Annotated in this window: 12 protein-coding genes; 8 read left to right on the plus strand and 4 right to left on the minus strand. The window is 54.6% G+C overall.

Translation table 11 applies throughout. From position 1 onward, the window contains the following. Window positions 1-44 precede the first annotated feature (44 nt). The gene (locus K5621_RS06625; protein ID WP_229671899.1) at window positions 45-791 is read right to left on the minus strand and encodes a substrate-binding periplasmic protein; all 747 of its coding nucleotides are present in this window, start codon (window positions 789-791) and stop codon (window positions 45-47) included. 190 nt (window positions 792-981) lie between these two features. Here K5621_RS06625 and K5621_RS06630 point away from each other — a divergent pair, with 190 nt between their 5' ends. Beyond that, a complete protein-coding gene (locus K5621_RS06630; RefSeq protein ID WP_100142830.1) occupies window positions 982-1,407 on the plus strand; it encodes an OsmC family protein in 426 nt (141 codons plus the stop codon). A gap of 84 nt (window positions 1,408-1,491) precedes the next feature. Here K5621_RS06630 and K5621_RS06635 read toward each other — a convergent pair whose 3' ends face one another. From K5621_RS06635 to ettA, 3 genes are all read right to left on the minus strand, one after another. Next, window positions 1,492-4,611 carry a multidrug efflux RND transporter permease subunit gene (locus K5621_RS06635; RefSeq protein WP_100142831.1) on the minus strand — a complete coding sequence of 1,040 codons (3,120 nt, stop codon included), beginning with the start codon at window positions 4,609-4,611 and terminating at the stop codon, window positions 1,492-1,494. Further along, window positions 4,611-5,702, minus strand: a complete 1,092-nt coding sequence (locus tag K5621_RS06640; protein ID WP_221050746.1) for an efflux RND transporter periplasmic adaptor subunit — start codon at window positions 5,700-5,702, stop codon at window positions 4,611-4,613. Before K5621_RS06640 ends, K5621_RS06635 begins: the two co-directional genes overlap by 1 nt. A gap of 251 nt (window positions 5,703-5,953) precedes the next feature. Beyond that, window positions 5,954-7,621, minus strand: coding sequence for an energy-dependent translational throttle protein EttA (gene ettA, locus K5621_RS06645; RefSeq protein ID WP_221050747.1), 1,668 nt, complete (start codon window positions 7,619-7,621; stop codon window positions 5,954-5,956). Window positions 7,622-7,849: 228 nt separating this feature from the next. Between ettA and glyA the strand changes: the two genes are divergently transcribed. The 7 genes from glyA (at window position 7,850) to nusB (ending at window position 13,692) form a co-directional block, all read left to right on the plus strand. Further along, the gene (glyA, locus tag K5621_RS06650) at window positions 7,850-9,103 is read left to right on the plus strand and encodes a serine hydroxymethyltransferase (RefSeq protein WP_100142834.1); all 1,254 of its coding nucleotides are present in this window, start codon (window positions 7,850-7,852) and stop codon (window positions 9,101-9,103) included. Window positions 9,104-9,212: 109 nt separating this feature from the next. Continuing rightward, window positions 9,213-9,665, plus strand: a complete 453-nt coding sequence (gene nrdR / locus K5621_RS06655) for a transcriptional regulator NrdR (RefSeq protein WP_025009434.1) — start codon at window positions 9,213-9,215, stop codon at window positions 9,663-9,665. 40 nt (window positions 9,666-9,705) lie between these two features. Continuing rightward, a complete protein-coding gene (gene ribD, locus K5621_RS06660) occupies window positions 9,706-10,830 on the plus strand; it encodes a bifunctional diaminohydroxyphosphoribosylaminopyrimidine deaminase/5-amino-6-(5-phosphoribosylamino)uracil reductase RibD (RefSeq protein WP_221050748.1) in 1,125 nt (374 codons plus the stop codon). After that, complete coding sequence (locus tag K5621_RS06665; protein ID WP_100142836.1) at window positions 10,831-11,487, plus strand: riboflavin synthase; 657 nt, start codon at window positions 10,831-10,833, stop codon at window positions 11,485-11,487. Between the two features lie 81 nt (window positions 11,488-11,568). Next, window positions 11,569-12,675 carry a bifunctional 3,4-dihydroxy-2-butanone-4-phosphate synthase/GTP cyclohydrolase II gene (ribBA, locus tag K5621_RS06670; protein ID WP_100142837.1) on the plus strand — a complete coding sequence of 369 codons (1,107 nt, stop codon included), beginning with the start codon at window positions 11,569-11,571 and terminating at the stop codon, window positions 12,673-12,675. A 119-nt stretch (window positions 12,676-12,794) separates the two neighbouring features. Then, window positions 12,795-13,271 (plus strand): 6,7-dimethyl-8-ribityllumazine synthase, encoded by a 477-nt coding sequence (gene ribH, locus K5621_RS06675; RefSeq protein ID WP_093983597.1) that lies wholly within the window; start codon window positions 12,795-12,797, stop codon window positions 13,269-13,271. A gap of 13 nt (window positions 13,272-13,284) precedes the next feature. Continuing rightward, the gene (gene nusB / locus K5621_RS06680) at window positions 13,285-13,692 is read left to right on the plus strand and encodes a transcription antitermination factor NusB (RefSeq protein WP_039034259.1); all 408 of its coding nucleotides are present in this window, start codon (window positions 13,285-13,287) and stop codon (window positions 13,690-13,692) included. The last annotated feature ends 7 nt before the right edge of the window (window positions 13,693-13,699 follow it).

The following is a 13,699-nucleotide window of genomic DNA, read 5'->3' on the forward strand; positions in this document are numbered from 1 at the left end:
GAGTCGCGCCAGGCAGTTTAGCACTCACGTCGGTAAAGGTCAGCTCAGAAGCGACCGCTGCTGATGATCTGCTGATATTGACCACTTTGTTTCATCTGTCTCAGTCCTTCATCCAGTGCCTTGGCTAACTTTGGAGAGGAGGCATTTTGCAGCGAAAATGCCAGGAATATTCGGCTCTGATGGTTGGAAAAGGCTGGCAGAATATCCTCTTCAACCCTCATACGTTGGATAAAGCCTTCGGCCACCTTATCAAACATGATGGCGGCATCGATACGATTGAGCAGCAAGAGATTGAGCAGTTGCTCCTGACTGGCAACCTGTACCAGTTGCAACTGTTTGCCCAGCTCGGAAAACTCATCACCGTATTCATAGCCCTTGATAATCCCAACCACGCTGCCCTTGGGTAATTGCCATTTGTTTTGGGCATTCAGTGGCCGGTTTTTGTTGTAGTAAAAAGAGGCGTTGGCGATAAACAAAGGCTCTTCGCCAAACAGAAAATCCGCTTCTGTGCTGCGCTCACGAGTCACATTGAACACTCCGTGCACCTTTCCCTTTCGGGCCATCATTAAGGCTCTGGAGTAGGGCACTACCAAGCTTTCTACTTGAATATGTTCAATGGAAAAAGCCGCGGCGATCAGTTGATGAGACAGGCCTCGCCCGGTTCTGTCGGCGAAGGGAGGCCAGCTGTCTTCGGCGGCGAGTAAGACTTTTTTCTGAGGGGTTGCCCTGGTTGACTCGGTAGGTAATATGCAAAGAAAACAAATTAATACAGCTATTATTCCAGATCTCATTCTCATCCTTTGATTGAGGCGCCCGGTTTGTAATGGTCAAAAATAGTACCTGAGTCTTAGTCTTTTCGATAGTCTCTGTGAGACAAGTTTTTGAGTTGTGAGCTTGGCGACATTTACGCCATACGGGTTTGCATTTTAACAAGTATTAGATTAATCTCATTAAAATTTTTCTAATGGATGAGGTAGTACCATGGCAGAAAAGATCATTGAACTCGAAACCAAAATGGGTAAAGGCTGGAAAGTGACAGCGCAGGTGCGTGAGCATACCTTGGTCATTGACCAACCGACGGCCGGTAACGAAGGGGCCAATCCGCTTGAGACTTTCCTGTTTTCTCTGGGCGGCTGTATTTCGGCCATCGCCAGAATGGTGGCCAGAGAGCAGAAAATCGATCTCAGGGGCATGAACATCAAGGTACGTGGCGAGATGAATTCTGATGGTTTGCTTGGGAAACCCAGCGAGGATCCGGTCGGGTTTCGCCGAATTACCCTGGATGCCGATATTGACGCCGACTTGACGGCAGAGCAGAAGCAGCAGTTTCTCGATACTGTCTGCAATCGCTGTCCCGTGCATGACAACCTGTTGAGCGCTTCCAGAGTAGAACATCAAAGTCTCTGAGTGCTGTCGGGCATTTTTTAACAGACAAGGGATGCCGCATGGCATCCCTTGTTTTATTGAGGCTTTCGATTGTTCCAGACAGGATTAATCTGAACCTGAGCCTATGTTTATCTGCGCCTGCTGCCGGGCGATAGCGGCATTGAGCCTGTCTTTGACATGGCCGGGCGACTTGGTGTTATAGGACAAGAGTCGATACATGGCCGGGATCACCAACAGGGTGACAAAGGTCGCAAACGCCATACCGAAGAACACCACAGTACCCACGGCAATACGGCTCTCAGAGCCGGCACCGGTGGAGAAGATCAGCGGGATCGCGCCGACAATCGCGGTGAAGGAGGTCATCAGGATCGGCCGCAAACGCCGCGCCGAGGCATCGATAACCGCCTGTTCGAAGGCCAGCCCCTTGTCTCGCAGTTGGTTGGCAAATTCGACTATCAGAATACCGTTCTTGGTTACCATGCCTATCAACATGATCATCCCTATCTGGCTATAGAGGTTGAGCCCTTGTTGTGTCAGCCACAGGCCAAGGAAGCCGCCGAATACCCCCATGGGGACGGTCAACATCACCACCAGTGGGTTGATAAAGCTTTCGAACTGAGCCGCCAGCACCAGATAAACCACCAAGAGAGCCAAACCGAATACCAGCAGCATGCTGCTCTGGTTTTCCTTGAAGTCTTTCGACTCACCGGTATAGCTGATACTGATATCACCGGGCAGGGATTCAATCGCCTTGGCGTCGAGGAAATCCAGCGCTTCCCCCAGAGTGGCACCATCCATGAGGTTAGCCTTGATGGTGATGGATTTTTGCTTATTGGTATGGCTCAGTCGCTGCGGCGAGGCCACTTCTTCGATATGCGCCAGGCTGTCGAGGGTAACCAGCTCGCCCTTGCTGGTCCGCATATAGATCTGGCTGAGGTCGCTCATGCTGCTGAACTGTTTTTCATCCCCGCGCACGTAGACATCATACTCTTCACCCCTGTCCACATAGGTGGTTTGTTTGCGGCCGCCGAGCATCACCTCCAGGGTTTCCGAAACATCGGCAACACTGACACCAAGCTCTGCCGCCCTTTGTCTGTCAACCGTGACCAGAAGCTCAGGGGTGGTTTCGGCATAATCCAGATCGGCGCCGCGCATCAGGCCACTGCTGTTGGCCTCCTGTTGCAGCAGCTGTGCCCATTTGAACAGCTCTTTATAGTCGGATCCGCCGATCACAAACTGCACCGGCTCACTGGAGCGGCCACGGAAGCCGGGTAACATGGGCCGCACCATTACATCGGGAATATCTTTCAATACCTGGGCTATCATCACCAGCGCCTGATCGGCGTTGATATTCCTGTCTTTCCAATCCTCGAGCTGCATGATCACAAAACCTGTCTGATCACCGGCGCGGCCACCAAAGGCCGGCGCCTGCACACTGAAGGACTTGAGCACGCCCTGGCCCAGCAGCGGCATCAGCCTATCCTGTACTATGTCCATGTTGGCTGTCATGCGGTTATAGCTGGTGCCTTCGGCGCCTTTGATAAAGGCGAAGATCACCCCGCGGTCTTCCTGTGGCGCCAGCTGTGCAGGAATATGGTTTACCAGCAAGGCACTGCCGCCGATACAGGCGAGGATCACCAAGGGCGCCGCAACCTTGTGACGTATGGCAATGGCCACCATGGCGCGATACTTAAGCTCGAGCGCGGCAAAGAAGCGATTCAAGGCGCGGTTGAAGGCGTTGGGCTTGACATTGGCCTTGAGCAACTGGCTGCTAAGCACAGGTGTCAGTGTCAGCGCGACCAGGGATGAGAACAGTACTGATACCGCCAGTAGCACGGAAAACTCGGTGAACAGCAAGCCGACCATGCCTTCCATAAAGGAGATGGGCAAAAATACCATCACCAATACCGCCGTGGTGGCAATAACGGCAAAGCCCACTTCGCGGGTGCCCTTGTAGGCGGCCAGCAGCGGATCTTCCCCGCGCTCTATGTGGTGAAAGATATTTTCTACCACCACAATGGCGTCATCCACCACCAGGCCTATGGCCAGGATCAGTGCCATCAGGGTCAACAGGTTGATGGAAAAGCCCAAGAAGTAGGCGGCCATAAAGGCCGAGATCAGCGAGACCGGCACAGTCACAGCAGGAATAAGCGTTGCCCGCAGCTGGCCGATAAAAATATACAGCACCAGCAGTACCAGCGCCGCCGTGATATAGAGGGTGTAATACACCTCGTCTATGGCCTGATCGATAAACACGGTCGAGTCGTAGTCCACATACAGCTGGGTACCGGCCGGCAGAAACTTTTGCAGTGCGTCCACCTGCTTGTAGACATCTTTGGCGACATCCAGCGGGTTGGCATCCGATTGCGGCACTATCCCCAGGCTGAGGTTGACTATGCCGTTGCTCTTGAAGGTGGAGTTCTCATTCTCGGCGCCGACAAACACTTCGGCCACATCCTTGAGATAAACCGGCGAGCCGTTTGCGCTGCTGACCTGCAGATAGTCGAACTGTTCAGGACTCAGATAGAGGCGGGCGGTGCGCACCGTCATCACTGTGGTGTCGTTACGCAGCTCGCCGCCGGGGGATTCCATATTCTCCGCCTTCAGGGCTGCAAGGATATCCTGCACAGTGACATTGCGACCGGCCATCTGCTCAGGCTTGAGGCGCACATACATCACCTTGTAGAGGCCTCCTGAGATATCCACCGAGCTGACCCCTGTGATCAAGTTGAACTTATCTTCCAGTACCCGGCGGGAATAGTCAGTGAGCTGGGTACGATCCATCTCGCTGGAGCTCAAGTTGACATAGATGGAGGGCTCGCCCGAGCCGTTGTCTTTGGAGACTATCGGGTCGTTGGCCTCTTCCGGCAGCCTGCGCTGCGCCCGGGCCACGGCATCACGGACATCGCTCACCCCTTCGGTGAGGTTCCAGCCCAATTTGAAGGTCACTGTGATCCGCGACATGCCGTTGCGGCTCACCGAGGTGATTTCATCGATACCGCTGATGCCTGTCAGCTCATCCTCAAGGTTTTTGGTGACCTGACTCTCCATGATAGAGGCGCTGGCCCCTTCATAGGTGGTCATCACAGTGACGACCGGGCTCTCCACATCCGGCATTTCCCGCACCGACAGTTTGCTGAAAGACACCAGACCAAAGACACACAAAAGCAGGCTCAGCACTATGGCACTGATCGGCCGTTTGACCGAGACATCGGATAACAACATCAGTGAAGCTCCCCGGTCTGCTGTACTGCTTCGGCGGTCAAGGGCTTGACGCTGGCGCCATTACGAATATTCACCAGCCCCTGCACCACAATGCGATCTCCCAGGCTGACGCCATCTGTGATCAGCACCAGATGTTCGACCCGGGCGCCCAGATGCACTTCGGTGCGGTGGGCTATGTTGTTTTCATCTATGCGATAGACATAGCGCTTGGTGCCGGAATACTCCAACGCCTGCACCGGCACTACCGCCTGGTGCAGTGGTGGGAAGGTCAGGGTGGCCGACAGCATCATGCCCGGTCTCAGGCGTTTGTTTGGGTTGTTGAATTCTACCCGCACCCTGACATTAAGGGTATCCGGGTTGACTCTGGGATCTATGGCAACCACCTTGCCCTGAAACAGTTGGCCGTTCCAGGCACTGCTGCTGCCTTGAACCTGCATGCCGACACTCAGTTGCGACAGATAAGACTCGGGTACCTGCAGATCGAGCCGCAGCAAGCTCAGATCATCGAGACTCAAGAGTTCGGTTCCCTGGCTCACCAGCTTGCCCTTGCTGAAATCCACCAGGCCCACTGTACCGGAAAAGGGAGCCCGCAGATGGTGGTAGGAAAGTTCGGCCCTGGCCGAGGCCAGCCTGGCTTCGGCGATACTGACGCTGGCGCGTTGGGCATCAATTTCTGTCTGGGTAATGGCGTTGCGGCCGATCAGTTTTTCATACTCGCCCAACTTACGCCGCTCATCGGCCAGATAAGATTCGGCTTCCATCACCGCCGCCTTGGCCTTGGACTCTTCCAAAACCAGCAAGAGATCACCCGCCTTCACCTCTTGATTGGAGCGCACTGCGATAGCGTCTATCTTGCCGGCGACTTGAGGCGCTATAGTGACCGAGCGTTCAGCTTCCAGCTTGCCAATCAGAGTCAGGGATTGCGCCAGGGACTGCTCAGAGACTGTGGCAGTAATCACTGGAACGGAAGCTTTTTTCATCCCCATGCCTGAGCCGGGTTTTTTGACGGTATTTTCTGCCGTTGGAGTCAATAGGAGATAGGTGGCCACACAAAGGCCAAGGACCAGGAGTCCTATGTAGCTTTTCTTCATGGTGTCTTATCTGATTCCGGTAGAGATCCATTGCGGATCTTGAGGGCACCTATTTTACGTTAGCCTTATGCATAAAGCTGGTAAATGAGTGTAAAAAAGCGCAAATTCCAGTACAAAAATGTGACTGGAAAATCGATTCACGTAACCGTCTCTGGCCTATGTTATTTGAATGAAGTGATGTTCAGGGAATAAAAAACGGAGGCCGCTACCTCCGTTTTTTATGTATGACTGTGGGTATAGCCCTTGAGGCCCTACTTGGTCATTCGCTTGTACTTGAGTCTGTGCGGCTCAATCACATCGGCGCCGAATTGGTTTTTCAGCCAGGCCGAGTATTCTGTGTAGTTACCTTCGTAGAAGTTAACCTGACCCTCGTCACGGTAGTCGAGGATGTGAGTACAGATACGGTCGAGGAACCAACGGTCGTGCGAGATCACCATGGCGCAGCCGGGGAATTCCAACAGCGCTTCTTCCAGTGCCCGCAGAGTTTCCACGTCCAGATCGTTGGTCGGTTCGTCGAGCAGCAACACGTTGCCGCCGGCTTGCAGCAGCTTGGCCAGATGCACCCGGTTACGTTCACCACCGGAAAGTGAGCCTATGATCTTCTGCTGATCGCCACCACGGAAGTTGAAGCGACCGACATAGGCGCGGCTAGGGATCTCCAGATTGTTGATCCGCATGATGTCCTGGCCGCCGGAAATCTCTTCCCAAACCGTGTTCTTGTCGTTCATCGAGTCACGGAACTGTTCCACAGAGGCGATTTGGACTGTATCACCTATCTCGATTTCACCGCTGTCCGGTTGCTCGGCGCCACTGATCATTCTGAACAGGGTCGACTTACCGGCACCGTTGGCACCGATAATACCGACGATGGCGCCCTTGGGAACGCTGAAGCTTAAGTTGTCTATCAGAATCCGGTCACCATAGCTCTTGGTGAGATTACGCACCTCAATCACCTTGTCACCCAGGCGAGGGCCGGGCGGAATAAACAGCTCATTGGTCTCGTTGCGGCGCTGATAATCTGAGCTGTTCAGCTCTTCGAAGCGGGCCATACGGGCCTTGCCCTTGGACTGACGTCCCTTGGCACCCTGACGCACCCACTCCAATTCCTTGGCAATCGTCTTTTGGCGGGCGCTTTCGCTGGCGGCTTCCTGCTTCAGACGGGCATCTTTTTGCTCCAGCCAGGAGGAGTAGTTGCCCTGCCATGGGATACCTTCACCCCGGTCCAGTTCCAGGATCCAGCCGGCGGCATTGTCGAGGAAGTAACGGTCGTGGGTAATGGCGACCACAGTGCCTGAGTATTCCTGCAGGAAATGCTCCAGCCAAGCAACGGATTCGGCATCCAGGTGGTTGGTCGGTTCGTCCAGCAGCAGCATCTCCGGTTTTTCCAGCAGCAGACGACAGATAGCCACCCGGCGACGTTCACCCCCGGAGAGCACCTCTACCTTGGTGTCCCATTCCGGCAGACGCAGGGCGTTGGCGGCGCGCTCGAGAATGTTGTCCAAATTGTGGGCATCCTGGGCCTGAATGATGGCTTCCAGCTCGCCTTGCTCTTTGGCCAGGGCGTCGAAGTCGGCATCCGGCTCGGCATAGGCCGCATAGACTTCATCCAGACGCTTGAGGGCGTTTTTGGCTTCGCTGACGGCTTCTTCTATGGTTTCCCGTACTGTCTTGTTGGGATCAAGCTGGGGCTCCTGGGGCAGGTAACCTATCTTGAGTCCCGGCATGGGACGGGCTTCACCTTCAATTTCGGTGTCCAGACCTGCCATGATTTTCAACAGGGTGGATTTACCCGAGCCGTTGAGACCCAGGACACCAATTTTGGCGCCGGGGAAGAAACTCAATGAAATATCTTTGAGGATCTGCTTTTTGGGCGGCACTATTTTGCCGACCCTCAGCATGCTGTATACAAACTGAGCCATATTGTTTCTCTGTTGTCCTGAACTGAGTTTTCCTAAACTGGCGGCAGTTTACCAATTTGCCAGGGCTCCTGCCAGATGCGGCCGGATAGCGGCACCATTGTTCAGCAAATGAAACATAGTCATCTGCTGACACAAGGATTTTCATCATCCTGCGACTGGGATATTTGTCACACTCAGAGTAGAATACCGCGCAACCCTACCCATAAGATTTGCCAGCTGGAGTGACAGATGCTGAAGAAAAGTATGAACATTGCCGACTATGATCCTGAGCTGTTCAAGGCGATTGAGGATGAAACCCGTCGTCAGGAAGAGCACATTGAGCTGATCGCCTCCGAAAACTACACCAGCCCCAGAGTCATGGAAGCCCAGGGCTCACAACTGACCAACAAGTATGCCGAAGGTTATCCTGGCAAGCGTTATTACGGTGGTTGTGAGTATGTCGATGTGGTGGAGACTCTGGCAATTGAGCGTGCCAAGCAGCTGTTTGGCGCCACTTACGCCAACGTTCAGCCACACTCAGGTTCACAGGCCAACAGCGCGGTTTATATGGCGTTGCTGCAACCCGGCGATACCGTACTGGGGATGAACCTGGCTCACGGTGGTCACCTGACCCACGGCTCTCCGGTTAACTTTTCCGGCAAGCTGTACAACATCATCCCTTACGGTATCGATGAGTCTGGCAAGATTGATTACAGCGAACTCGAAACGTTGGCGCTGGAACACAAGCCCAAGATGATCATCGGCGGCTTCTCGGCCTACTCAGGCATAGTTGACTGGGCCAAGCTGCGCGAAATCGCTGACAAAATTGGCGCTTACCTGTTTGTCGATATGGCACACGTAGCTGGTCTTATCGCTGCCGGTGTTTATCCTAACCCTGTGCCGCATGCCCACGTGGTGACTTCGACCACTCACAAGACACTGGCCGGTCCCCGCGGCGGTGTGATTCTGTCGGCTGCCGACGATGAAGATCTGTACAAGAAGCTGAATTCCGCGGTATTCCCGGGCGGTCAGGGTGGTCCTCTGATGCACGTTATCGCCGGTAAAGCCGTGGCCTTCAAAGAAGCACTGGAGCCGGAATTCAAGACCTATCAGCAGCAGGTGGTCAACAACGCCAAGGCCATGGTTGAGGTGTTCCTTGAGCGCGGTTACAAGATAGTTTCCGGCGGTACAGATAACCATCTGATGCTGGTGGACCTGATTGGCCGTGAGCTGACCGGTAAAGAAGCCGACGCCGCTCTGGGCCGCGCGAATATCACAGTCAACAAGAACTCTGTGCCTAACGACCCCCGCTCACCCTTTGTGACCTCCGGGGTGCGTATTGGTACACCGGCCATCACTCGCCGCGGATTCAAGGAAGCCGAAGCCCGTGAACTGACCGGCTGGATCTGTGATGTGCTCGACAATGCTCACGATGACGCCGTTATCGAGCGTGTTAAGGGCCAGGTGCTGGAACTGTGCGCTCGCTTCCCTGTTTACGGTTAACCTTTTCAAGGGAATAGGATAAACTTCGATGGCCGCTGAATTCAGCGGCCATTTTTATTTCTGCCATTTCGCAGCAGCCGCTGCCGGCAACTGAGCACCAGGAGGCATAATGCACTGTCCATTTTGCAGCGCGACGGATACCAAGGTGATAGATTCCAGGCTGGTGGCAGACGGTCATCAGGTGCGCCGTCGCCGGGAATGTACTCTGTGTCATGAACGCTTTACTACCTTTGAAGGTGCCGAGCTTGTCATGCCCAGAGTGATCAAGCGCGATGGCAGCAGGCAGCCGTTCGATGAGGACAAGCTGCGCGGCGGTATGCTGCGCGCCGCCGAGAAACGTCCGGTTTCCATGGATAAGATTGAAGAGGCGATCAGCAAGATCAAGTCCACCCTCAGAGCTACAGGCGAGCGGGAAGTGACCTCGGAAATGATCGGCAACCTGATGATGGATCATCTTATCGAGCTGGATAAGGTGGCCTATATTCGCTTTGCCTCCGTGTATCGTGCCTTTGAAGATGTGTCAGAGTTTGGTGAAGCGATTGCCAAGCTGGAGAAAAAATAGGCTGCCAGTCACAGCCAACTGTTAAGTAACGGAAACCCCCATGTGGTCCAATACTGATATCGCCATGATGAGCCGCGCCATAATGCTGGCTCGCCGTGGCTGCTATACAACCCGTCCCAACCCCAATGTCGGCTGCGTCATCATAGATGCCGATGGCAAGATTGTCGGTGAAGGCTGGCATCAGCGTGCCGGCGAGCCCCATGCCGAAGTACATGCTCTGAAAATGGCCGCTGATAAGGCCCGCGGCGCTACCGCCTATGTCACCCTCGAACCCTGCAGTCATTATGGTCGCACGCCGCCCTGTGCCGAAGCCTTAATTAAACATGGCCTCAAGCGGGTGGTGGTGGCTATGACAGATCCCAACCCTCAGGTGGCCGGCCGAGGTATCGGCATGTTGCAGGAGGCCGGGGTTCAGGTGCAGAGTGGTCTCTTGGCTGAGCAGGCCAGAGCGTTGAATCCGGGCTTTTTATCGCGAATGGAGCGAAATCGCCCCTGGGTCACCCTCAAGCTGGCGGCGAGTCTCGATGGCAAGACGGCGTTGGCCAACGGCGAGTCCAAGTGGATAACCGGCCCCGAGGCGCGCCGCGACGTGCAAAGGCTCAGGGCCCGTAGCTGCGCTCTGCTCACCGGCATTGAAACCGTATTGGCCGATGACCCTTCCTTGAATGTCCGGCACGCTGAGCTTGGCAGCCTGGGTGAAACCCTGAGTGAGCAGGAGCTTATTCAACCGCTGCGGGTGATACTCGACAGCAACTGCCGTATGCCGCTCGATGCCAGGTTATTGAAGATTGTCAGCCCGGTACTCTTGGTCAGCTGCCGCCCCTATGAGGATGAGTTCCTAGCCGCTTTGCCGCCTTATGTCACCGCTTTGGTGTTGGCCGGTGAAGACAACAGAGTCGATATCGCGGCGCTGCTGCAACACCTGAGCCAGAGCTGTAATGCGGTGTTGGTCGAGGCCGGGGCAACGCTTTGCGGCGCCTTTATTAGTGCCGGACTGGCCGATGAGCTGCTGCTCTACCAAGCCCCGAAACTGCTTGGCGCCGCTGGCCGAAACCTGCTGGCCTTGCCAAACTATCAACAGATAGCCGATACCCCGGCGATACGGGTAACTGATCAACGTAAGCTGGGCAATGATACCCGGCTTACTCTCAAGATAGGTGATTGAATGTTTACCGGAATAATTGAAGCTGTCGGTACAATACGGGCCCTAGAGCGCCGTGGTGATGATATTCGTCTGACGGTGGCCAGCGGCAAGCTGGATCTTGGCGATGTCCAATTGGGTGACAGCATTGCCACCAACGGTGTGTGTCTGACCGTGGTTGAACGCTTGGCGGATGGTTATGTGGCCGATATTTCGGCTGAAACCGTTAGCCTCACCGGCTTTGACCGCTACAGTGTCGGCACCAAAGTCAACCTGGAAAAGGCGGTCACGCCAAGCACCCGCTTGGGTGGGCACTTGGTCAGTGGCCATGTGGATGGTATGGCGCGGGTCATCAGCGTGACCCCAAGGGGCAAGGCGCTGGAGTTTTGGCTCGAGGCACCTGCTGAGCTTGCCCGTTACATTGCCCATAAAGGGTCCATTACCATAGATGGCGTTAGCCTCACGGTCAACGAAGTCGATGGCCGCAATTTCCGTCTCACCATAGTGCCGCACACCGCCAGCGAAACCACTTTGCTTGATCTGCGTCCCGGAGTTCAGGTGAATCTGGAGGTGGATCAGATAGCCCGCTATCTTGAACGTCTGATGCAGCACAAAGAGGAAGGACAGCCGAGCGAAGGCGTGACCCTGGCCATGCTCGCCAAGGCTGGTTTCATGCGCTAGATGTGCGCCAGCCCACTGGTTATCGTGCGCTAACAGGTTAGAATTCATTGATTTCACAGAGTAATAAATAAAGGTCTTACAATGGCGCTACACAGTATCGAAGAGATCATCGAGGATATTCGTCAGGGTAAAATGGTTATCCTGATGGACGATGAGGACAGGGAAAATGAGGGCGACCTCATTATGGCGGCGGAGAAAGTCACCCCGGAAGCGATCAACTTCATGGCTCGCTATGGTCGCGGTCTCATTTGTCAGACGATGAGCAAGGCTCGTTGCCAGCAGTTGAATCTGCCCTTGATGGTCAGCAACAATAACGCCCAATTCTCAACCAACTTCACCGTCTCTATCGAGGCCGCTGAAGGGGTAACCACAGGCATTAGTGCCCATGACCGCGCGGTGACAGTGCAGGCGGCGGTGGCAAAAAATGCCAAGCCTTCCGACATAGTTCAGCCCGGACACATTTTTCCGCTGATGGCTCAGGATGGCGGAGTATTGGTGCGCGCCGGTCATACCGAAGCCGGTTGCGATCTGGCGCGTCTGGCCGGTTTGGAACCTTCGGCTGTGATCGTGGAGATCCTCAATGAGGATGGCACCATGGCGCGCCGTCCAGATCTGGAAGTGTTCGCCAAGGAGCACGGCGTTAAGATGGGCACCATTGCCGATCTGATCAACTACCGTAATAACACAGAAACCACAGTGGTACGTGAGGCCAAGTGCAAGCTGCCTACCCGTTTCGGCGAGTTTGAGCTGCACACCTTCCGCGACACCATAGATAATCAACTGCACTTTGCCATGGTTAAGGGCGAGATTGTCGACAATATCCTGGTGCGGGTGCACCTGCAAAACACCATTAATGACCTGCTGTTTTCTGAGCGCGATGAAGTGCGCAGCTGGCCGCTGGAGCAAGCCATGGCGCGAATCGCGACCGATGGTGGTGTGCTGTTACTGCTGGGTAATCAGGAGCCGAACGAGAGCATTATTGCCAAGCTCAAGGCTTTTGAGGCCGAAGACAAGGGTGAAGTGCCGGTAACTGCCAAATGGCAGGGAACCTCCCAACGGGTTGGCGTAGGCTCACAAATTCTGGCGACGCTTGGCGTCAACAGAATGCGCCTACTCAGCTCGCCCAAGCGTTATCACTCTTTGGGGGGCTTTGGCCTAGAAGTCACTGAGTACATTCCCGGCGAATGAGCCGACCAAATTAATTAACCATTTCCGAATAATTGCATAGGGCGGAGGGGTAAATTGCGTGCTATCATAGCGCCACTTTTTGCCCCCGGCCGGGTGCTTTAGCTAAGTTAGGTAAGATAATGAACATAGTTCAAGGTAATATCGAAGCAAAAAACGCCAAAGTCGCGATCGTTGTATCCCGTTTCAACAGCTTTGTGGTTGAAAGTCTGCTGGAGGGTGCCGTAGACACTCTTAAGCGCTTCGGTCAGCTAAGTGACGACAACATCACTGTGGTACGCGTACCTGGTGCTTTCGAGCTGCCTTTGGCCGCCCGTCGTGTTGCCGCCAGTGGCAAATTCGACGGTATCATCGCCCTGGGGGCAGTGATCCGTGGTGGTACACCACACTTTGATTTCGTTGCAGGTGAATGCAACAAGGGCCTGGCTCAAGTGGGTCTGGAATTCGATATCCCGGTATCTTTCGGGGTATTGACCACAGACACTATCGAGCAGGCCATTGAGCGTTCCGGCACCAAGGCTGGCAACAAAGGCGGTGAAGCTGCCCTGGGTCTGCTGGAAATGGTGAACGTGCTGCAACAACTTGAGCAACAGCTGTAATACAGGAAAAAGCATGAAGCCTTCAGAGCGCCGCAGAGCCCGCCGTTTAGCGGTTCAAGCCATCTATTCATGGCAACTGAGCGGGAACAATATTGCCGATGTGGAGCACGAGTTTCTGACCGAGCAAAACATAGACGGCGTGGATGTCGCCTACTTCCGTGAACTGTTCACCGGAGCGACAACCAAAAAGGCTCAACTGGACGAGTTAATTGCCCCCCATCTGGATCAACGTCCCATGGAAGAGGTTGATCCCGTAGAAAAGGCTATTTTGCGTTTGGCGGCTTACGAGCTGACTTTCCGCAAGGATACGCCTTACAAAGTGGTGATCAACGAGGCTATCGAGTTGGCCAAGGCGTTCGGCGCCGAGGACAGCCACAAGTTTGTCAATGGCATATTGGACAAACTGGTAGCTCGTCGCTAAACCAGAA

It is taken from the genome of Shewanella carassii (genome assembly GCF_019670705.1).
GTDB classification, from domain to species: Bacteria; Pseudomonadota; Gammaproteobacteria; order Enterobacterales; family Shewanellaceae; genus Shewanella; species Shewanella carassii.